At 52.3% G+C, this 21,589-nt stretch carries 21 protein-coding genes and 1 riboswitch; of the genes, 20 read left to right on the top strand and 1 reads right to left on the bottom strand.

Annotation, left to right across the window (positions count from 1 at the left end; all coding sequences use genetic code 11):
• The first annotated feature begins 31 nt into the window (after positions 1-31).
• Positions 32-263, top strand: a riboswitch (cobalamin riboswitch).
• Positions 264-408: 145 nt separating this feature from the next.
• From QQK89_RS25565 to QQK89_RS25525, 9 genes are read left to right on the top strand one after another with little or no spacing between them, the layout of a single operon-like run.
• Entirely contained in the window at positions 409-1,410 is a 1,002-nt protein-coding gene (locus QQK89_RS25565; protein WP_284241552.1) for an ABC transporter substrate-binding protein, read from the top strand.
• Position 1,411: 1 nt separating this feature from the next.
• Complete coding sequence (locus QQK89_RS25560; RefSeq protein ID WP_284241551.1) at positions 1,412-2,449, top strand: FecCD family ABC transporter permease; 1,038 nt, start codon at positions 1,412-1,414, stop codon at positions 2,447-2,449.
• Entirely contained in the window at positions 2,446-3,222 is a 777-nt protein-coding gene (locus QQK89_RS25555; RefSeq protein ID WP_284241550.1) for a heme ABC transporter ATP-binding protein, read from the top strand. The genes QQK89_RS25560 and QQK89_RS25555 overlap by 4 nt, the downstream gene beginning before the upstream one ends.
• A gap of 29 nt (positions 3,223-3,251) precedes the next feature.
• Entirely contained in the window at positions 3,252-4,316 is a 1,065-nt protein-coding gene (gene cobT / locus QQK89_RS25550; protein WP_284241549.1) for a nicotinate-nucleotide--dimethylbenzimidazole phosphoribosyltransferase, read from the top strand.
• Positions 4,317-4,328: 12 nt separating this feature from the next.
• Complete coding sequence (cobU, locus tag QQK89_RS25545) at positions 4,329-4,937, top strand: bifunctional adenosylcobinamide kinase/adenosylcobinamide-phosphate guanylyltransferase (RefSeq protein ID WP_284241548.1); 609 nt, start codon at positions 4,329-4,331, stop codon at positions 4,935-4,937.
• The gene (gene cbiB / locus QQK89_RS25540) at positions 4,934-5,914 is read left to right on the top strand and encodes an adenosylcobinamide-phosphate synthase CbiB (RefSeq protein ID WP_284241573.1); all 981 of its coding nucleotides are present in this window, start codon (positions 4,934-4,936) and stop codon (positions 5,912-5,914) included. The genes cobU and cbiB overlap by 4 nt, the downstream gene beginning before the upstream one ends.
• The gene (gene cobS / locus QQK89_RS25535) at positions 5,896-6,708 is read left to right on the top strand and encodes an adenosylcobinamide-GDP ribazoletransferase (RefSeq protein ID WP_284241547.1); all 813 of its coding nucleotides are present in this window, start codon (positions 5,896-5,898) and stop codon (positions 6,706-6,708) included. The genes cbiB and cobS overlap by 19 nt, the downstream gene beginning before the upstream one ends.
• 23 nt (positions 6,709-6,731) lie before the next feature.
• The gene (gene cobD / locus QQK89_RS25530) at positions 6,732-7,823 is read left to right on the top strand and encodes a threonine-phosphate decarboxylase CobD (RefSeq protein ID WP_284241546.1); all 1,092 of its coding nucleotides are present in this window, start codon (positions 6,732-6,734) and stop codon (positions 7,821-7,823) included.
• Positions 7,820-8,530 (top strand): adenosylcobinamide amidohydrolase, encoded by a 711-nt coding sequence (locus tag QQK89_RS25525; RefSeq protein WP_284241545.1) that lies wholly within the window; start codon positions 7,820-7,822, stop codon positions 8,528-8,530. The genes cobD and QQK89_RS25525 overlap by 4 nt, the downstream gene beginning before the upstream one ends.
• Positions 8,531-8,585: 55 nt before the next feature.
• On the opposite strand, the gene gluQRS is transcribed toward QQK89_RS25525, so the two are convergent.
• Complete coding sequence (gluQRS, locus tag QQK89_RS25520; RefSeq protein WP_284241544.1) at positions 8,586-9,554, bottom strand: tRNA glutamyl-Q(34) synthetase GluQRS; 969 nt, start codon at positions 9,552-9,554, stop codon at positions 8,586-8,588.
• A gap of 125 nt (positions 9,555-9,679) precedes the next feature.
• Between gluQRS and corA the strand changes: the two genes are divergently transcribed.
• The 11 genes from corA (at position 9,680) to QQK89_RS25465 (ending at position 21,549) form a co-directional block, all read left to right on the top strand.
• Positions 9,680-10,633, top strand: coding sequence for a magnesium/cobalt transporter CorA (gene corA / locus QQK89_RS25515; protein ID WP_284241543.1), 954 nt, complete (start codon positions 9,680-9,682; stop codon positions 10,631-10,633).
• Between the two features lie 50 nt (positions 10,634-10,683).
• Complete coding sequence (locus QQK89_RS25510; protein WP_284241542.1) at positions 10,684-11,487, top strand: hypothetical protein; 804 nt, start codon at positions 10,684-10,686, stop codon at positions 11,485-11,487.
• Between the two features lie 115 nt (positions 11,488-11,602).
• The gene (hrpB, locus tag QQK89_RS25505) at positions 11,603-14,089 is read left to right on the top strand and encodes an ATP-dependent helicase HrpB (protein ID WP_284241541.1); all 2,487 of its coding nucleotides are present in this window, start codon (positions 11,603-11,605) and stop codon (positions 14,087-14,089) included.
• Between the two features lie 28 nt (positions 14,090-14,117).
• Positions 14,118-14,408, top strand: a complete 291-nt coding sequence (locus tag QQK89_RS25500) for a DUF1294 domain-containing protein (RefSeq protein WP_284241540.1) — start codon at positions 14,118-14,120, stop codon at positions 14,406-14,408.
• 71 nt (positions 14,409-14,479) lie between these two features.
• The gene (locus QQK89_RS25495) at positions 14,480-16,570 is read left to right on the top strand and encodes a HelD family protein (protein ID WP_284241539.1); all 2,091 of its coding nucleotides are present in this window, start codon (positions 14,480-14,482) and stop codon (positions 16,568-16,570) included.
• A 197-nt stretch (positions 16,571-16,767) separates the two neighbouring features.
• Positions 16,768-17,505 (top strand): DsbA family protein, encoded by a 738-nt coding sequence (locus QQK89_RS25490; protein ID WP_284241538.1) that lies wholly within the window; start codon positions 16,768-16,770, stop codon positions 17,503-17,505.
• Between the two features lie 5 nt (positions 17,506-17,510).
• Entirely contained in the window at positions 17,511-17,963 is a 453-nt protein-coding gene (locus QQK89_RS25485; RefSeq protein ID WP_284241537.1) for a disulfide oxidoreductase, read from the top strand.
• A 160-nt stretch (positions 17,964-18,123) separates the two neighbouring features.
• On the top strand, positions 18,124-18,813 hold the full coding sequence (modB, locus tag QQK89_RS25480) for a molybdate ABC transporter permease subunit (RefSeq protein ID WP_284241536.1): 690 nt from the start codon (positions 18,124-18,126) through the stop codon (positions 18,811-18,813).
• Positions 18,814-18,906: 93 nt separating this feature from the next.
• On the top strand, positions 18,907-20,010 hold the full coding sequence (locus QQK89_RS25475; protein WP_284241535.1) for a nitric oxide synthase oxygenase: 1,104 nt from the start codon (positions 18,907-18,909) through the stop codon (positions 20,008-20,010).
• A gap of 22 nt (positions 20,011-20,032) precedes the next feature.
• A complete protein-coding gene (locus tag QQK89_RS25470; RefSeq protein ID WP_284241534.1) occupies positions 20,033-21,169 on the top strand; it encodes a DUF3900 domain-containing protein in 1,137 nt (378 codons plus the stop codon).
• 20 nt (positions 21,170-21,189) lie between these two features.
• Positions 21,190-21,549, top strand: coding sequence for a Lin0512 family protein (locus QQK89_RS25465; protein WP_284241533.1), 360 nt, complete (start codon positions 21,190-21,192; stop codon positions 21,547-21,549).
• The last annotated feature ends 40 nt before the right edge of the window (positions 21,550-21,589 follow it).

The raw sequence follows: 21,589 nt of genomic DNA, 5'->3' as shown, positions 1-21,589 counted from the left end.
AATATGGGTGGTATAGTTACGTAGGTCGAAATTGAATAATCGCGATACAGGTGCTGCGGAAGCGGAAGAATCAGCTGCTGCAAGCTTAATAGGGAAGTCCGGTTCAAATCCGGCACGGACCCGCCACTGTAAGAAGCGTTCTAAGCCTTCGTCATTACGAGGCTTTAGACCTTTGTGTCAGCAAACGTCACTGGAGCAATAACCGGGAAGACGCTGACGCAGATGCTTCAAGTCAGGAGACCTGCCTGTTCGCATGAACGCTGTACCTACGTGGAATTAGGGAAGTGTTGGAATGAGGGATCTCATCCTTCTTTGCGCATGCAAAGGGGATTTCCGGCATTTCCGGCACCTTTGCCGGGAATGCCTTTTTTATTTTCGTTTATCAAATAGAGGGAGTGCAAAGAAACCATGATGAAGAGGAACACAACAATTTCGAAGATGATGTTAGCCTTTATGCTAACGGCCATGCTTGTCTTTATGGCGGCATGCGGTGCGAATAACGCCAACAACAATGCAAATACGGGGAATGCAAACGCATCCGAGGCGCCGGTACAAAGCGAACAACCGGCAGACAGCCCTGCCGCTTCGGAGACAGCCTACCCGCTTACCGTAACGGATGCAACGGGGACGGAACTGACGTTTGAGAAAGCGCCAACGAAAGTCGTGTCTCTTGCGCCAAGCGAGACGGAAGTTCTTTACGCGGTTGGAGCGGCCGACGAAGTTGCCGGGGTGGATAGCTACAGCAACTATCCGGCAGAAGCGGCGGACAAGCCCAAGGTTGGCGATATGACGACCAATATTGAAGCGGTAGCCGCGCTTAATCCGGATCTTGTCCTGGCATCTTCCAGCATGAATGCCGATGCCGTTGAGCAGCTCCGTAAGCTGAACATTACGGTTCTTGCCACGGATCCGAAAACTTATGACGAAACAATTGCCAAAATCGAAACAATCGGTAAAATTATGAATAAGACGAGTGAGGCAGCGCAAGTCGCGACTCACATGCGCGACGTGAAACAACAAGTCACGGACGCCGTTAAGGATGCTCCGAAGAAACTCGTTTACTTGGAGTTCTCGCCGGGCTGGACGGTGGGCTCGGGCACTTTCCTGGACGAGCTCCTGACGATTGCCGGCGGCACGAACGTAGGCGCGGGGCAAGCGGGCTGGTATGAAGTTAGCGCAGAAGAAGTTGTGAAGGAAAATCCGGAAATTATCTTATATCCTGATCTTGGAGAGGATCCGAACCCGATCGTAACCGGTATTACAAGCCGCCCAGGCTGGAATGCGATTGACGCGGTGAAGAACAAACAGATGTTTGAGGTCGGCAACGACGAAACTTCCCGCGTAGGTCCGCGTCTGGCGGATGCGCTCTTACAGGTTGCAAAGGCGCTTCACCCGGATCTTGTGAAATAACATGAAAAGAAAATTAGCGGTCTATGGAGGAGCAGCCTTGCTCCTTCTTGCTGTTTCTATTGCTTTAAGTTTGTCGATCGGATCGTCGACGATATCGTTTGCCGACGTATGGGGAATTTTGTGGCATCAGCTGCCTTGGACGGATGATGCGGGCAACCGCTGGGGTGCCGGCGAGATCGCGATTGTTACGCAGGTCAGATTGTCGCGCGTTTTGCTTGGCGTATTGGTCGGGGCATGCCTAGGGCTTGCCGGGGCGGGTTTTCAAGGCGTCTTGCGCAATCCGTTAGCGGATCCGTATACGTTAGGCGTATCGTCGGGAAGTTCGGTAGGAGCGGCATTTCTCATTTTGTTCGGTTATCAGACGCTGCTTGGCGAGTGGACCATCCCGATTATCGCGTTCGCGACGGGGATGGCAACGCTGCTCGGCGTGTTTTTCCTTGCGCGCAGCAGAGGCGTTATGCAGATCGAAACGTTAGTGTTAGCCGGCGTTATTATTCAATCTTTCCTTGGCGCGTTTGTTTCGTTTATGGTATCGCTGTCCGACGATGTGATTAATCAGATCTTGTTCTGGCTCATGGGGTCGCTTGCGATGAAAAGCTGGGCGGACGTGTATATTGTTCTGCCATGCTTGATTATCGGACTTCCTCTATTGATCGCGTACGGACAAGCATTAAACCTGTTTGTGCTTGGCGAGCGGCATGCGGCTCATTTGGGCATAAGGGTAGAGCGGACAAAGTTGATCGTTCTGATTGGTTCCACGCTGTTGACGGCGGCAGCCGTATCGGTAAGCGGCGTGATCGGTTTTGTAGGGCTTGTCGTGCCTCATCTCATTCGGTTGATGGTGGGTCCTGATTACCGGCTGCTTATTCCTCTGTCGGCGATTGGCGGAGGCATGTTTATGTTATGGTCCGACACGATTGCCAGAATTGCGCTTGCTCCAAAAGAAATTCCCCTTGGTGTCGTAACCGCTCTGATCGGAGCTCCGTTTTTTGCTTATTTATTATACCGGCGCAAAAAAGGACAGGAGGGCCTCGGATGATTAACGTTCGACAAGTGAATATGCTGGTAGGCGGCCGTCCGGTGTTGAACAATGTCTCTTTCGATCTGGAACCATGCCGAATCCATGGGATTATCGGACCTAACGGAGTAGGGAAATCCACATTGCTTCAACTGCTGTCGGGGGTGAGGAAGCCATCCTCCGGAGAGGTCAGTCTGGATGGAGTCCGATTGTCTTCGTATTCCCGCAAAGCGCTTGCCCGCAAGCTCGCTGTCCTTCAACAGGGAGGACTGCCCCCGGCTGGATTTACGGTCCGCCAAGTTGTCGAGATGGGCCGTTTCCCTTATCAGAACTGGTTCGGCGACGAACGGGAAGATCATTCGATGCTGATCGACCATGCTTTGCAATCGATGGGACTTGCGGAGCTGTCAAATCGGACGCTCGATCAACTGAGCGGCGGGGAGCGGCAACGGGTTGCGCTCGCCAAAGTGATGGTTCAGGAGCCGGAAGTGATCTTACTGGATGAACCAACAACCTATCTGGACATCGGTTACCAGGTACAACTGCTGGATACGGTGCGGCAATGGCAACGGCAGCGAGGTTTGACCGTAGTGGCCGTCCTTCATGATTTGAATTTGGCAGCCTTGTATTGCGATCGGATTCTGGTGCTTCATAAAGGCGGGATTGCGGCAATGGGTGCGCCTCTTGATGTGCTGAGCGAAGCGTTGATCCGGGATGTTTATCTCACGGACGTGTCGATAGTCAAACACCCCGTAACCGGCACTCCGCAAATTTTGTTGCAGCCGAGTCCGTAAAATTGTAAGAAGAGAGGGTATATATACATATGGCGATTGAATTGGAGAAAGCTTTAGGCCAGGTTATAAAACGGATTGCGCCTTTTCGGGAAGAGTTGGCCTCGGAAGCCAAAGCGCATTCCGACCAGTTGACGAAGCCGACCGGAAGTCTGGGGAAACTTGAGGAAATTGCCTTCCGTTTGGCGGGTATCTCAGGCCGGCTATGGCCGGATTTGAGCCGTAAAGCGGTTGTCGTGATGGCTGGCGATCATGGCGTATGCGAGGAAGGCGTAAGCGCGTATCCGCAAGAAGTTACGCCTCAGATGGTATTCAATTTCCTGAATGGCGGTGCTGCCGTTAACGTGCTGGCCCGGCAGGCCGAAGCCGATGTATTTTGCGTGGACATGGGAGTTAACGCCGATTTGGACCATCCGATGTTGATCAGCCGCAAGGTTGTTCGCGGAACGGCCAACATGGCGAAGCAACCCGCGATGACGAGAGAAGAGGCGCTTCAAGCCGTCATGGCAGGCGTACAAGTCGCGGAAGAGTTAGCGGATAAGGGCTACACGTTGTTTGCGACCGGCGAGATGGGGATCGGCAATACGACTCCCAGCGCGGCGCTTACTTCCGTATTGACCGGTCTGTCGCCGGAGCTTTCGGTGGGACGCGGAACGGGGATCAACGAGGACGGCTGGCGGCATAAGATCGAAGTCGTTAAACGGGCAATATCAGTTAATCAACCTGATGCATCCGATCCGATCGATACGCTTGCCAAGGTAGGCGGCGCCGAAATTGCGGGAATGGCCGGATTTATGATTGGCGCTGCTGTCAGAGGTTGTCCGGTAGTTGTTGACGGATTTATTTCCTCGGTAGCCGCTCTCGTGGCCGTTCGGCTCGCGGAACAAGTGAAACCTTATTTGTTCGCTTCCCATTTGTCGCAAGAGCAAGGGCATGCCGTTGTATTGGAGTCGATAGGGCTCTCTCCCATGATTCAGCTTGATATGCGGCTAGGGGAAGGCACGGGCGCTGTCCTGTGTTTCCATTTCATAGACGCATCGCTCAAGCTCATGAGGGAAATGGCGACGTTTGCGAGTGCCGGAGTATCCAAGGAGTAGGTGACGCGAGTAATGGCCTATTTGGTAACTGGCGGGGCAAGAAGCGGCAAAAGCACCTTTGCGGAACAACTCGCTTCGCATCTTGGCGAGCAAGGCGTCTATATCGCGACCAGCCGCATCTGGGATGAGGAGATGGCGGAGCGGGTCGCGCTGCACCGGAATAACCGCGAACAAAGCGGTTTCCGGTGGGTGACGATCGAGGAACCGATGGCGTTATCCAGTCGGCTGCAGCAATTGGCAATGGAAGCGCAGAAGCTGAAGAAGCGGGGAGATCAACCGCCAGTAGTGCTTGTCGATTGCTTGACTTTGTGGCTGACCAACCTTCTCATGGAAGCAGAAGAACGGGAGAAGAGCGAGTCTAGTGCAACGGTTCAAGACTGGCTACTCAAACAGGTGGACGATTTGGATGCTATTGCCAAGGAAGCCGCCTATCCTCTCATCTTTGTGACTAACGAGGTGGGCGACGGCATCGTTCCCGCGTATCCGCTTGGGAGAAAGTTTCGCGATGAGGCAGGAAGATTGAATCAACGCATGGCGGGCGTTTGCGATAAAGTATTCCTCGTTACGGCGGGCATTCCGGTTGAATTAAAAGCGATTCAGTTTCAATGGGACAACTTATGATCTTTTATTCGCTGCAAGAAACGTTGCTTCTGATCGCCGCCGCAATCGGGATAGACTGGATCATCGGCGATCCGAAATGGCCGACCCATCCCGTGATTTGGATGGGTCGGCTTATTCGCATGCTGGAGACGCTGCTGCGCAGGAATGAAGCGGGTAGGAGCGCACGGCAGGTGAAATACCGCGGTATCCTTCTAACCGTAGTGACGCTTGTTATATCTTTTGTTGTCATATGGGGAATTACGGCTGTTGCAGCATGGATTCATCCATGGCTCGGTTATGCGGTCAGCGCTTGGTTTATCTCGACCACTATAGCCGTGAAGGGGCTTAGGGACGCCGCCATGCTTGTGTATCGTCCCTTAATTGCCGGGCGCTTGGAAGAAGCGCGTAAATACGTTGGTTACATCGTTGGCCGAGATACGGCGCATTTGTCGCCGTCCGAAGCTTCAAGAGCGGCCGTGGAGACGGTTGCCGAAAATACGGTGGATGCTTTTGTGTCGCCCATCCTATTTGCTCTTATTGGCGGTGCGCCGCTCGCCATGTTCTACAGAGCTGGAAATACGCTTGATTCCATGGTTGGTTACCGTAATGAGCGTTATGTTAACTTTGGTTGGTGTTCCGCCCGTACGGATGACGGATTGAATTATATTCCGGCACGACTCACAGGACTCCTGTTGATTATTGCGGCCTATCTCAACCGGGGGATGTCCGCATCGCGATCTTGGGCATCCATGCGCCAATTTGCCCATCGCCATCCCAGTCCAAACAGCGGAATCCCGGAGTCAGCGGTAGCCGGCGCGCTTGGGATTGAACTGGGCGGAATCAATTCGTATTTTGGACAGCCAAGCGAACGCGCCAGGATGGGCTGGCCGCTTAGAGCGCTGGACCCTTACGATATCGTCCGGTCCGTCCGGCTCTTGTATACGGTTAGTATTCTTATGATGGCTGGAGTGTTGGGCTTATGGTTAATTCTGTTCTAAAAAAGCATGGACAAGCGGTCGCTCTGGCGCTCCAGTTTCTTACCCGGATTCCTGTGCCGGTTGCCGTTCCGTTCGAACCGGTAATGCTGGCGCGGACCGTTATTTATTTTCCGGCTGCCGGTGTCATCGTTGGGGCTGTATTAGTTGGCGGGTTTGCCCTTCTGGAGCTAGTCTCCCCATCCATGCCGGCAGCGGTATTGCTGCTTGCGATTTGGACAGCCCTTAGCGGTGGCCTGCATCTGGATGGCTGGATGGATACGGCGGACGGCGTACTAAGTCACCGTTCCCGCGAGCGAATGTTGGAAATTATGAAGGACAGCCGAGTAGGGGCGATGGGGGTTATCGCGGCGGTATTGCTGCTGCTTTTCAAATTTTCCGTACTTGACGAGTGGTTGAGCCTTGGCGACAGTACGCATCGGTTATCCTTGCTCCTGATCATCCCCGTGTGGAGCAGATGGTGGATGGGAGCGGCTATTGCGGATTGGCCGAACGCCCGGCAAGGGGAAGGCATAGGAGCCTTGTTTCATTTGGCTTCAAGGCGGCATGTGGCAACGGGTTTGGTACTGGCGATTCTAATATCGCTAGTATGTTTGTCTCTTAACGGTTTAGATGGGCTGGAAACGCTGAGCATTGTGGCGGGTTGTTTGATCTTGACGATTGTTACGGGCTCGCTTATGGCCATGTGGCTTAACCGCAAGCTTGGCGGTTTGACGGGAGATACGTACGGTGCCATGAATGAAGCGGTGGAAGCCGTTTTATTGTTTGCGGCTTTGCTGGCGATTCGCGTTATTTAACGATGGGAAGAGGGGGAATTGGCATGCTGGAACGTTATGGACACGGAGGAGATTTAAGAACGGCGGAGGAGACCTTTGGGTTCCCTGCCCGGCAATTTATTGATTTCAGTTCGAATATGAATCCATATGGCCCGCCTGATGGCGTTAGACGCGTGCTTGTTCATTATGCGGAGCAGATCGACCGGTATCCCGATCCGGCCGTGAGGGGGCTGAGGAGCAAGCTCGCGCGGCTGCACCGCGTAGACGAACAATCGATCATGATCGGCAACGGGGCTGCCGAGCTGATTGATCTGGTTGTAAGGGCTTTAAAGCCTCCGGTTACCGCATTGGCTTATCCATGCTTTACGGAGTATGGCGACGCTGTGATGAAGTCAGGCGGCAAGATCGAACCGATTATGCTTTCTTCGGACAATTCGTTTGAATTAACGGAGTCGATGGCAGAACAGTCTAAAGCGAAATTTTACATGATTGGCTCGCCAAATAATCCTACGGGACAACTCGTTGATCCCGCTCTTATTATGAAGCTGGTCTATAATGGGGCAACGGTTGTCGTTGACGAAGCTTTTATGGATTTTATTCCGGAAGAAGAGAAGCTTACGCTTATTAGGGAAGCGGCTAACCATGAACGGTTGTTCGTCATCCGGTCCATGACGAAATTTTATGCGATTCCCGGCATTCGCCTCGGCTATATGGTTGGGGCTCCCCAGCAGATTGCGGCGATGCGGAGGCTTCAAGTGCCATGGAGCGTTAATTCGTTGGCGCAACAGATTGGAGAAGCGGTGTTGGAGGAGAAAGATTACGCGCTTCGCACGATGAATTGGCTGCAGGAAGAGAAACCGTGGCTCATTCAGAAGCTGGAGGGGCTTGGACTTCGGGTTATTCCCGGGAACGTCAATTATTTGCTCGTACAGCTGCCGGGCGTTCCGGGGTTAACAGCTGCCACTCTGCAATACGAAATGGGACGAATGGGACTACTGATCCGCGATGCTTCGCATTTCATTGGCCTCGATGAATCGTATTGCCGCTTTGCGGTGAAGCTCCGGCATCAGAATGAATGGCTGCTTGAAGCGCTGGGCCGGTGTTTGTCGAAGTTTCGGGAGGCTGGGAGAGCGTGAGTCAGCCGTTTCGCCAAGGAGATAAATATGATTCGAAGATATGGGAAGGCGTATGGTTACGGCTGTTAGAAGACCGTGTAGTTATCCATAGTCCAAGAAAATTAACGACGTTAAGTAATGCGATTCATACCGGAGGATTAGCCGAGGCGGATACCATCGTGAATTGGAAGGTACCGCTAGATTATGCGGGAACGGATCCTGCCAAGGACACATCCGACCAATTGGCAACCTGGGGATATGCGCCAGAACGCACAATAGGATTGCTTACCGCAGCGAAACTCACGCATGCTTCCGTAGCCGAAATGGAAGGCGACTGCTTCAAGTTGGTTTGCGTCACCACGGCGGGTACCCGCAATGCCGCGAGAGCAGGGTTGCCAAGAAATACGTTCTCTGCGTATTCGGCTGGCACCATCAATACGGTTCTACTTGTAGATGGTCAAATGACGGAATCGGCCATGACCAACGCGGTTATTACGTATGCGGAAGCCAAAGCGGCAGCCTTGCAGGATTTGCAGTTAAATGATTCGGAGACTAACCGGATCGCCACGGGAACAACAACTGATACGGTAGTCGTCGGAGTAAGCGGCAATGCGGTCTATTCCGCCGTTCATGCTTACGCCGGAACGGCAACAACGATTGGCAACGCAATAGGCCGTCTCGTATATGAGACGGTGCTGGAAGCTTGCCGGACACAACACGAGAGCTGATTCCAACTCACCGTACATGAGGGGCTGGAAAAAGCTCTCGTGTTGTTTAATCATGTTAATTAAAAAGTTGCTTCATCAAACCATCATGAATGGTAATCGGTTCCTTGGGGATCCGTATCGGATCGAATGACCGGATTAGTTCGTTTGCGGCAAGCGGTTCATACCGTTCAACTTGTCCGGCGAGATAAGCCAGCCACCCGACAATTCGTTCCGGCTTTACGCCGGCAGCTTTAAGCCCGGATAGCGAAGTATCGCCATGCCGTTTAGCAAGACGTTTCCCGTCTTCGCCCATCAAGAGCGGTACATGGGCGAACCGGGGAACAGGTAGGCCAAGCGCTTCATAGAGCAAGATCTGGCGAGGCGTAGAGTCGAGGAGATCGGCTCCGCGCAGAACGTCCGTGATTCGCATAGCGGCATCGTCCATCACGACGGCGAGCTGATAGCTGATAATGCCGTCAGCCCGGCGAACGACAAAATCGCCGCCTGCTCCCGGCGTGGACTGTTGTTTCCCCAATATTCCGTCCTCGAAGATGACAGATCTGCCGCCGTCGATCTTAAACCTCAAGGACGGTGCTTTGGAGTGCTGCCGCGCCTGACGCTCTTCTGGTGTTAAGTGGCGGCAAGTTCCCGCATAAGAAGGACCCTCCGAAGACAAGCCATGCGGTGCGCTGGCAACGGCTAGCAGCTCCGCCCGGCTGCAGAAGCAGGGATACAGCAAGCCGGACTTGTTTAATTTGTCTATGGCCTCTTCATAGAAGGAGATTCTCTCGCTTTGCGTATAAGGGGCATGGGGCCCTCCGGTATCAGGACCTTCATCCCAATCAAGTCCAAGCCAGCGAAGATCGGCGAGCGCTTGCTCGGCTAGCTCGGGCCGGCATCTTGGCCCGTCGATATCCTCCATCCGGAGTACGAACTTACCGTCTTGGCTTCGGATCTGCAGCCAGGCAAGCAATGCTGCCCAAGCGTTGCCCACATGCATCAGACCGGACGGCGTAGGCGCGAAGCGTCCGCGTATATTTGACATCCCGATCAACTCTCCTTTGTTGACACCGATGATAGCATGACTTTTTTGAGCGATGCAACTTTTTTACAGATTGACCTGAACGCGTTAGAATAAGAGAATCGTTGATTGCGATGGAGGATAAGGCAATGATTCGGATTAAAGGCTATACGAAACAAAAAACATGGATGAACGACATCAAGCTGGATGAGTTGAAGCAGCTGGATCTGGACTGGTATTGGTTTGATTTCAGCGAGCCGGTAGTGGCGGAGACCAAACTACTGGATACTTACTTTCACTTTCATCCGCTTGCGATCGAAGACTGTTGCCACTTGCTGCAGCGGCCCAAGCTAGACCATTATGACGATACGCATTTTTTCGTGCTGCATTCTATCGATCCAAGCAGCCTGGAGGTTCAAGAGGTCAATTTATTTATCGGCCCCCGGTTTATCGTCACTTATCACGTGAAGAACTCCGAAGAGATTAATGAAGCATGGAACAAAATTCAATCGGCTTCCAAGCTTGGCGACGACGGCTATTTATTTGCCGCCTATATGATCATCGATCAGCTTGTTGACCGGTATTTTCCTGCCGTGCAGGAGCTGGAGGAACAAGTGCTCGATATGGAGATCGGCAGCGGAAGCGACAGCTCGAACCAGATGACGATGGATGAAATTTTCAACATTCGTTCGAGGCTGCTGCGCCTCCGCAAAACCATCTTGCCGATGCGGGATTTGTTATACCGTACGCTAAATACGGAACGTATAGATGGTTTAACCGGTTATTTGGCGTTCTACCGGGATATTTACGACCATCTGTTGAAGCTCACGGAGATGACGGATGCCTCGCGCGAGATGACGGCCGATTTGCGCGACAGCTTTATGTCCTACAATTCGAACCGGATGAATGGGATTATGAAGACTTTGACCGTCATTACGACGATCTTTATGCCGCTCACCTTTTTGGCCGGCATATACGGCATGAACTTCAACAATATGCCGGAGCTTAGCTGGCATTGGGGTTATTTTGGCTTATTGGGTTTTATGGGCCTTATTGGCGTGGCGATGTATATCTGGTTCCGAAAAAAAGGCTGGTTTGATTAAGGAAAAGGTAATTTTCGTTATGGATTGGGGTAGCCATGGAGAAGCTGTCGATGAATGGACGCACAAGGAAGTTGTCCATCGCTGGGGTAATGGCCGTTATTTTGGTTCTATTGGGGCTGATGTTTGCGGGCATGATTTATTTGCTCTTCATCAAGAGTGATGGCTTGTCGCGAAATGAACATTATCCTACAGGCTACGTCTATATAGAGCTGGAAGCATCCAACGGGATGAAACTGCATGTTCTGGAGACAAACCCGTCTAACGTCACGCTTGCATCCATTCAGAACAATGTGGCGCTGTCGTCTTATTATGGGGTGAACGGTGGATTTTTTTATCAGGAGGCGCTGCTCAGCATGGCGGTTGTGGATGGCATGCCGGTTAACGGACCGCTAGGGCAGTACGGTTCCGGCGAGGAAAACACCAAGTACGCGCGCGGCACATTGGTGTGGGACGGCGCGACCGATCGACTGTCCGTACAAGTCGTGCGCAAGCGTTCAGAGTTAATAGTATCGGACTCCGCAAGATACTGGGCACAAGGCGGAATCAGCATGAGTCTGGGGCAAGATTCGGAGTGGGAGAAGCAGGCGGAGTTGGAACATGCGCCGTACCCGGATGACAATCGTTTTCGCTCCGCAGCGGTATTCGACCGTGAGGGAAAACTGTATTTGATTGTTAGCAGTACAAAAGGCTCTTTGGAATCCTTTCGCGAGGCCATTCTGGAAACAGTCGGCAAGGGCAAGCTGGAAGAGGGGATATTCCTCGACGGCGACGGCTCTTCGCAGCTCAAGTCCAAAGAGAAGGTATTAACCGGTGACCGTCGGCCGGTCGTTCAAATGATCAGGTTGATCAAATAATTTATGGCATTAATTAAAAAAAGATTCACGTCATTAATTAAAGTTGATTAACCACATTAATTAATGCGATTTGTTTATACATATTTATTGAGATAGAGAAGGAACGGGGAAATCTATGAATCAACTGCCGATAGATGCCGTGCTGCCTGAAGTATTGCGGGCTTTGCGGGAAGGGACGAATGCCGTATTAATCGCAGAACCTGGCGCCGGCAAAACGACGCGCGTTCCGCTGGCGCTGCTGGGGGAGCCTTGGCTTGCCGGGCGAAAGATCATCATGCTCGAACCGCGGCGGCTGGCTGCCCGTTCCGCTGCCAAATTTATGGCGGGAACGCTCGGCGAGAAGGTTGGCGAAACCGTCGGGTACCGCGTGAGGCTGGATACGAAGGTTAGTGCCAAGACAAGAATCGAAGTCGTTACCGAAGGCGTATTAACCCGCATGCTGCAGGAGGATCAAGGGCTGGAACAAGTTGGCGCGGTGCTGTTCGACGAGTTCCATGAGCGTCATCTGCACGGTGATCTTGGTCTCGCTTTAGCGCTGCAATCCCAGATGCTCCTGCGGGAGGATCTGCGGCTCATGGTTATGTCGGCAACGCTGAATGCGGAGCCGGTATCCGAATTGTTGGGCGGCGCGCCGGTTATCCGGAGCAGCGGACGAATGTTTCCCGTCGAGACGCGTTACCGCGCTTCTAGAATGGAAGGGAAAGTAGAACCGCATGTGGCTTCGACTATCATTCAAGCAATTCGCGAACAGGAAGGCGACGTGCTTGTATTCCTGCCCGGAGTGGGCGAGATTCGCCGCACGGCAAGTATTCTTGCTCAATCAGGTCTTCCCCCGCAGGTGCGGATTGCCGAATTGCATGGCAATCTGTCGCTGGAGGCGCAGGATGCCGCGGTTGCTCCTTGCAAGGATGGGGAGCGGAAAGTCGTGCTTGCCACTTCCATAGCCGAATCGAGCTTAACGGTAGAAGGCATACGCGTCGTAGTCGACAGCGGACTAATGCGGGTTCCGCGTTTCTCTCCCCGCACGGGAATGACAAGATTAGAGACAACGCCAGTATCGCAAGCTTCCGCTGATCAGCGGAGAGGACGCGCGGGAAGGCTAGCGCCCGGAATTTGCTATCGATTGTGGACCGAATTGGAACATCCTTATTTGCCGTTGCAAAACACGCCCGAGCTGCTGGAAGCCGATTTGGCTCCTCTTGCGCTCGAATTGTCCGTATGGGGCGTTGCCGATCCCGGTGAATTGATGTGGCTGGATGCTCCTCCTGAAGCCTCCTATCGTCAAGCAAGGGAGCTTCTGATGCTGCTGCATGCGCTGGATGGGGAAGGCCGCACTACCGGCTGGGGCAATCGTATTGCGCGGCTGGGTCTTCACCCGAGATTAGGTTTTATGCTGCTTAAGGCGGAAGAACTGAATTTGACGGCCGAAGCATGCGAGCTTGCCGCATTATTGAGCGAACGCGATCTGTTGCCGCAAGAGCGAACCGTGGATGTACAGCTTCGGCTTGACGCGCTTCATGGTCGTCATGGACGGGCGGAGGTTGACCGAAATGCCGTTCAGAGGATACGGGCACAAGCGAAACAGTGGAGACAGATGCTTGAGCCAAGCCGGGGAGAGAATGATTCGACCTGGAACGAGCCATCGCAGATTGGATTGCTTATCGCGCTGGCCTACCCGGACAGAATAGCCCAAAGAAGGACGGATGGACGCTATTTATTAGCAAACGGGAGAGGCGCCGTATTACCCGAGCTTCAGCCATTGTCGCGAATGGCCTTTCTAGCCGCTTGCGAACTGGATGATGCAGGCGGCGAAAGCCGTATTCGGCTGGCTGCCGAACTTCAAGTAGACAAGCTGGAGCAGGCGGCGGGCGAGCAGTTTCAAGTGGAAGAAGCCGTGGAATGGGATGCGGCCGCGCTTGCGGTCCGCGCCCGCCGGAGAGTGCGGCTCGGCGCCATTTTATTAAAGGAAACGCCGCTTCAGCAGCCAGCTCCGGAACGGATCGCACAAGCGCTCGCCGACGGGATCGCCCAAGCGGGGATGGGACTTCTTCCGATGTCCAAAGCAGCGAAACAGCTGCAAGCCAGAATGCTATTAATGGCGCGGCATAACAGCAGTTGGCCGGACGTATCCGAAGAAGCGCTGCTTGCTTCGGTTCATGACTGGCTGCTCCCTCATCTCTACGGCATGAAGAACCGGTCGGACCTGCAGAAACTTAATATGGTTCAACTGTTTGAAGGCCTGCTTAGCTGGGGACAGCGGCAAGAGCTGGAGGAGCAGGTACCAACGCATATGTCCGTACCAAGCGGTTCGCGCATTCCCATTGATTACAGCGATCCGGATGCTCCGTTTATCGCCGTACGGCTCCAGGAGTTGTTCGGCCTGCGTGAAACGCCGCGACTTGCTGGGGGCAGGCTTCCTCTGACGCTGCATCTATTGTCGCCCTCCCAGCGGCCGGTACAAGTTACAAGAGATTTGAGAAGCTTCTGGAATGAGGCTTATTTCGAAGTGAAGAAGGATTTGAAGGGGCGGTATCCGAAACATTATTGGCCGGACGATCCGTATGCGGCGCAGCCGACGAACCGGGTAAGACCGCGCAATTGACCTTTATCTATAGGAGGAACTTTAAATTTTGTTACTATTAATTATTTATTGGATTGTGATCAATTTTATTGCGTTTGCGCTCATGGGCATGGATAAAAGCTACGCTAGGCACAAGAAAAGACGGATACCGGAAAAAAGGCTGTTTGGCATCAGTGCCATTGGCGGTGCGCTGGGCGCTTGGATCGGCATGCAGGTATGGCGGCACAAAACCAAACATACATCCTTCCGTGTCGGCATCCCGTTGTTGTTCGTGCTGAATCTTGTCATCCTATATTACGTGATGGGACTCATCGGGATAAACGTTGGTTCCATTGCTTAATAGGTTTGTCTTATGGTATATTGGTTATTCGTTTTTTCAGAGAATACATTTCTTTTTAGGAGGTAACTGACATGACCACCGTTCAAAGTGCCTATCAAGAAGAGCAAGAAAGGCTGACTCGGTCGCTAGGCGATATTAAAAGTCAGCTGGCAGGCATCGGTCCCCGTTATACGGGCGACGACTTCACCGAGCAGATGCTCGATCTTCAGCGCGAGGAGCGCAGAAAAAGGCTAGAGGTTGCTTTTCGCGAACCTTATTTCGGACGAATTGATTTCGAGGAGCTTCCGGGCGGCGAGCAGAAGCCGCTGTATATCGGCAAAGCCGGCGTTGCGAAGCAAGGCAGCAACGAGTTGCTTGTCATCGATTGGCGCGCGCCAGTAGCGAGCTTGTTTTATTCATTTACAGGCGGGGAAGATGCGGCAACTTATACTGCGCCGGAAGGCGATATTGAAGGGTTTGTGCATCTGAAGCGCAATTTCATGGTGCGGCAAGGCGAACTTGTACGCATGGTTGACAGTTATGTAAGAGGGAAAGAAGAAGAGTCCGTAACGGACGAATTCCTGTTATACCGCTTAGGCGAGAACAAAGACAATAAGCTGCGGGACATCGTCTCGACGATTCAGCATGAGCAGGACCGAATTATCCGTTCCGAGCGCAACAAAGCGCTTTTCATCCAAGGGGTAGCCGGAAGTGGAAAAACAACCGTAGCCCTTCACCGGCTTGCATTCCTTCTGTATCAATATGCGGATCGGGTAAAAGCGGAGCGGATGATTATTTTTGCGCCGAACAGGATGTTTCTGGATTACATCTCCGGCGTGTTGCCGGAGCTTGGAGTCGGCGATATATTGCAAACGACGTTTGTGGATTGGTCGCTCGAGCTGCTTGGCCATGAAGTGACGATCCGGAGTGCTTCTGACGCGCTTGCTTATTGGTTCGAGGAGCACCGTACTGCCGAAGAAATGGCGAATGCAGCGGGCAGAATCAAAGGTTCGCTTGCCTTCAAGGAAGCGATCGACAACCGAATCGCCGAACTGGAACAGCGGATTGTTCCGGTCATTCCGTTTGAACCGTTGCCAGGGCTTGTATTGAAGCCCGAACAGATGATGGAATGGTACGAGACGGATTATGGCGACGAGACTTTGATGAAGAAACGGGACCGCTTGGTAAGCCGGATCCGCCGCTGGTTCGAATCGGAGCTCAAAATGCGCAAGATCGTAGATAAGAAGCTTCGTGCTAAAGCGCAAACTAAGTTGAATGCTTTTGCGAAAAAAATACCGTCCTATACGGCGCCTCAGCTGTATGCCGCCTTATTCCAAGGCAAACAAGCGGTATCCGTTATTCCGAAAGCAATCGCTTCCGCTACTGCCGCTTCCTTGAAAGAGGGGCAAGCGGAGGCGGAAGATCTAGCTCCGCTTGTGTATATTCATCTTCGTCTCTACGGCCTCACGATACCGGCGTACGACCATATCGTCATTGACGAAGCGCAGGACTACTCGCCGTTCCAGCTGGAAGCGTTGAAGCTGTGCCAAAGGACGCCTTCGATGACCGTTCTTGGCGACCTGCAGCAAGGTATTCATGCGTACGCGGGCATCAATAGCTGGACCGAGCTGACGGATTTGTTCAATGAGGAACAGACCGGGTTCTTCGAGCTTAACCGAAGCTACCGGTCGACAATGGAAATCATTGAGTTTGCGAACCGCATTCTCGGCGGCATGGGCGTTGGGGTGAAACCTGCCGTACCCGTGTTCCGGAGCGGCGATCCGGTTGAAGTGGTGCAGGCAGAACATGCAGCATGGCACAAGCAAATTGCGGATTCCGTAAGGGCGTGGCAGGCAACCGGCCATTTCCAGACGATATCGGTGATCGGCCGGACCGCTCAGCAATGCGCGGAGCTGCATGAATTCCTGCTGAAGGAAGGATTCGAAGCGTCTCTCGTCCAAAGCAAGCAGCCGGAGTATGGCGGAGGTTTATCCGTTGTTCCGGTGTATCTGTCGAAGGGGCTGGAGTTCGATGCGGTATTAATCGCGGATGCAGGAAGCGATATGTATACCCCGGATGACGCCAAACTTCTATACGTGGGCTGTACCAGGGCTCTTCATAAGCTGAAGCTGCTTCACCGCGAATCATTAACGTCATTAATTAAAGAAGAAATAACCGTTTAAATATGACAGTATTTCGTCATGTCTTAGCTAGTTATTGACATTAAAGCCCGTTGTAACTACACTGGCTACAAGTATAGGCAAATTCAAGCGGGAGCAGAGGTTTCGCGCATCCCGCTTAACTGCTCAAGACCGGTTCACGGGGCGACCTGTAACCGGACCTTGAGCAGCATTCATATGCCGGGGAGGATTGGACAAGTTTGGGCACTCAAGCAAAAGCTAAAACAAAGCAGCGGCCTCGGCCAACCGGCTATAAGCAGCCGGTCAAGAAGCAATCGAACAAATCGCTAATTGTGCTAACGCTGGCGATCGTAGCAGTTATCGTTGTTATTATTCTTGGCATCAATCATCAATCGAATCAACAGGCGGAACTGGCTAACAAGGTATACGATATCGATTATACGGGCTTGCCGGTGAAGGGGAATGCCGAAGCTCCAGTCAAGATTGTGGAGTTTGGCGATTACAAATGCCCGGTATGCCAATATTTTGCGCAGAATATTGAGCCTCAGCTGGAGAAAGATTTCATTGATACGGGCAAAGCTTCGTTATACTTTGCCAACTATACCTTTATCGGACCTGACTCTACGACTGCTGCACTCGCTGCGGAAGCGGTTCAGCAACAAGGCGGCGACGATGCCTTCTGGACGTATTACAAAACGATTTACGATAACCAGCAAGACGAGAAAAAAGAGTGGGCTACCTCCGATTACCTCGTACAGCTGGCGAAGAACGCTAATCTGTCAATCGACTTTGACAAGCTGAAGAAAGACATCGACGATAAGACGTATCAAGCGGATGTGAGTAAAGATAATGCGAAGGTTGGACCTCTTAATGTAACCGGAACGCCAACGCTCTTTATTAACGGTGTGCAATATACAGGCAATCTTGATTACGCGAGCATTAAAGCGGCAATCGACGAAGCCGTGAATAAGGAGTAGGAACCTTGACCACGACGACCGAATCCGAATTCGAAATCCATGAAAGCTGGTTTCAGCGGTATGGTTTATATCTGGCTTGGCTTGTCGCGTTAGTTGCTACATGCGGATCTTTGTATTTCAGCGAAATCCGCGGATTTATTCCATGCGATTTATGCTGGTATCAACGAATCTTTATGTATCCGCTTGTAATCGTACTTGGAATCGCAGCTTACCGGGGCGACCGGAGAATCATTGGTTATGTGCTTCCGATGAGCATCATCGGCATGTTGATCTCGATCTATCATAACTTCGAGATCTGGTTTCCGAAGGTTGGCGAAATGATGCCATGCCGGTCCGGCATACCATGCAATTATGACTATCTGAATTGGCTAGGTTTCATTACGATCCCGCTCATGGCTTTGACGGCATTTATTCTTATTATTATTTTCCTCGTTCTTGGCCGCGAGAAGAACAATTAATAGCATTAATCATAATCGCCCATTCCCTGACGGGTAAGGAAAAGCTTGCAAGAGCTGCCTTCCATCCTGCGGAATGCGGCGATTTTTGCTATTCGAATCATTTACACGTTGCTTGTTGCTTGTCTATAATGAAACACATCATGGGTTAGTATCGGAGTGAATGAGTTTGCCGGATTGGACGTTTGAACAATGGGCGGAACCTTTATTGCTGTCGCTCAAAATTTGCATTACCGCCAGCGTGTTTGCCGCCATATTGGGCGTATGGGCGGCATGGTGGATGACTCGCGGCAAAAGGCGGGGCAGACTGGTGATCGAGACCGTCTTTATGCTGCCTCTTGTCCTTCCGCCAACCGTCATCGGCTTCTTGCTGCTCGTTATGCTTGGCCGCCGAGGGTGGATTGGCATCGCCTACGAATGGTTATTCAGGCAGCCTATTATTTTCACTTGGATTGCCGGTGTAGTGGCGGCTGTCGTTGTTGCGTTCCCGCTTGTCTATCAAACGATGAAAACCGGCTTCCAAGGCGTAGAACGCCATTTGGAGGACGCGGCAAGATCGGCAGGGGCTAGTGAATGGCAGGTATTCCGCTTTGTTACGCTTCCTCTGGCAGGAAGAGCTTTTATCTCGTCCTATATTCTTGGATTTGCGAGAAGCCTAGGCGAGTTTGGCGCAACGCTGATGATTGCCGGTAATATCCCTGGCGTCACGCAGACTACTCCTACAGCCATTTATACGGCCGTCGAATCCGGCCACATGGGTCTGGCATGGTCCTGGACGGCAGCGATTATTGCGGTATCGTTCCTTATGTTAATTGTGACAGGACGGTTAAATGAATCGTTGAACAATAAGTGAACATGCCCCGATTCCACCCCGGTAAGGTGGCGGAAGGCCTAAAAATACGGTATCGTAGGAAGAAAGTCGTTATTTTGGAGAGTAGGCACGAACATGATTGCAACAGAAATGTACATAGAGGCAGAGCAGTTTATTGCCGTTTGTTATACAGAGCTTGGCAAGTCGGAAGCGGAAGCGAGAAGCCGTCTTGCTGAAATAGAACGATCCATAACCCAGTACGGCAGCTATGAACATACGTTGGAAGAGCTTAGACACGGAGCGAGAATGGCTTGGCGCAACAGCAACCGTTGCATCGGCCGTTTGTTCTGGCAATCGCTTGAGGTGATTGACGCTCGCTCCTTGCACGATGCCGATCAGATCGCCGAGCAAATATTTAGCCACATTAAATATGCGACAAACGAAGGGCGCGTCCGTCCGACCATAACCGTATTTGCGCCTCGGCAAGGGGATAAACAGATCCGAATCTGGAATCACCAGCTGGTGCGGTATGCCGGTTATAACACGGAGCAAGGAGTCGTTGGCGATCCTGCATCAATTGATTTTACCCGTGTCTGTACCTCATTAGGCTGGCGGGCTGCAGGTACCGATTACGATGTTCTCCCGCTTGTTATCCAAGTAGATGATGAGCAGCCCCGGTGGTATGAGCTGCCGGAAGGCCTTGTGAAGGAAGTGCCGTTGTCACACCCCGATATCGGGCGGTTTGAGGAATTGGGGCTTAGATGGTATGCCGTTCCGTTTATCTCGGACATGAAGCTGGAGATAGGCGGGGTCTCGTATACCGCCGCGCCTTTTAACGGCTGGTATATGGGAACGGAGATTGGCGCCCGCAATCTGGCGGACTTCAACCGTTACAATAAACTTCCGGATGTGGCCAAGCTGATGGGGCTGGACACCTCGACCAACACATCGCTATGGAAGGACCGCGCGCTTGTCGAACTGAATGTTGCCGTGATCCATTCGTTCAAGAAGCATGGCGTCAGCATTGTTGATCATCACACAGCGGCCGAGCAATTCATGCGGTTCGCCCAGCAGGAACAGAATAACGGGCGCAAGCTCACCGGCAATTGGTCCTGGCTCATTCCGCCGATGTCTCCGTCCACGACGCCGGTATGGCACCGCGGATTCGATAATACGGAACTAAAACCCGCATATAGCTACCAGGCTTTGCCTTATAGCCGGGATGATTATAAAGTCTGAAGACATGGGGGAAACATAAACAGTGGATTTCAGAATGGAATATTTATCTTTCTTTGTTATTGTCACGGATGGCGATGACAACTCTTCTACGAAGCGTTACAAGCACTTTCAGACGCTGGAGGAAGAGGATTACGAAGACAGCGAGATCAAGCGGTTTCTGGACGGCGAATTCACCCGGATCGTCAAAAGAAAAGTCGAGCGTAACCCAAACACCGAGAATGCGCCTACCAAGATCGGACGTTTCATGGTTGAACCAGGGTATGAACTCGGGAGCAATCAGAACTATAACTTGTTCCAACGGCTGAGGGATGCAGACAGCAAAGAACGGTTTATAGGCATCGCCGACGAGCTGGTACATATCTATATGGATACAACGGCGGTTCGCGGCGGAGCGTTTATCATAGCGAGAGCGAAGCTAAATACCTATTTCGACGAACCGTTCCTATTCCTGCTCAAATGCGACTTCGAACCAAAAATCGCGAGAATTTCCGACGAGCGCAGTCTGATCTCCCATGTGGAGATGGCAATCAGCGCAAGAGGAATGAAGTCGATCCAATATCCGCATATGCCGGAAGAAGGTTCGCTTGACCATTGGGAACTCAAAATCCATCAAGCCTCCCATGCCCGTTATTTCGAGGATTTCCTGAAGTTTGTTTCTTACGAGAAGCCGCTGCCGGAAGTGATGGGCGAGCAAGTGCTTGGCATGGTGCAGCAATACATGGAGGACAAATGGCAAGCGGAGCCCGAAAGCACGGAGCGGCGCGAGGAAGAAAACGCGATTGAAGTATGGGCGGCAAGCGAAAAACGCGAGCTGCAGGAATATTGGACGCATGAGCAGGTGACTACCGCTTCGGCGGCGCTTGTTGAGCAAAAGCCGGACTTGCCGTTTTCCTTCAAATTAGGCGGAGTTACGGTGAAAGGGCTGCTTGCGGATTTTGGCATCACTTTGCATTTCGCTAAACATAATGGACGTTATGTAGCCGTAATTGAAGGCGAGTCGTTTCAATTCGAGAAAGGCGTTTCGCCCGTCGAACTTTTGGCGCCTCCGGATTTGGAACAGATCTTGCCGATTATCGGCACCAACGTCAAAGAGGAAGAACCGGCGATTCAGCCTTACGAAGAGGCGGAAACAGCGCAAGACGATGACGTACCTTGGTAACGCAAACGGAGGGGTAAACGATGGACAACTTATTTATTATCGAGATCGGGATGGGCTGCGACCTGCACGGCCAGAACGTGACGAAAGCCGCGGTGCGCGCCGTTCAGAACGCCATTCACCATAATTCCATGCCAGGGCTTCGCTCCGTTCTCCCGGGCGGCACGCTGGACAATATGAAGGTTCATGTGAAGCTGGCGGTACCTTGCGATAAGGAACTGCTGGATGTCGAGCAGGTGAAGGCGGCGTTGCCTTACGGTCAGGTAACCATTGAAATCATGGACGGCGGCATGCTGACGACAAGCGGTGTAGTATTGCCGGACAAAGAGGATAAGAATGATCTGATCTACATCGTTAACGCGTCGGTGGAAGTCGGATATTAATAAGCGAGATGCAACTTGAACCGTATCCGGATCCAACAGA

The organism is Paenibacillus glycanilyticus (assembly GCF_030161375.1).
Classification (GTDB): domain Bacteria; phylum Bacillota; class Bacilli; order Paenibacillales; family Paenibacillaceae; genus Pristimantibacillus; species Pristimantibacillus glycanilyticus_B.
Note: the sequence above shows the minus strand (reverse complement) of the source record. Positions and strands in the feature narration are given on the sequence as shown.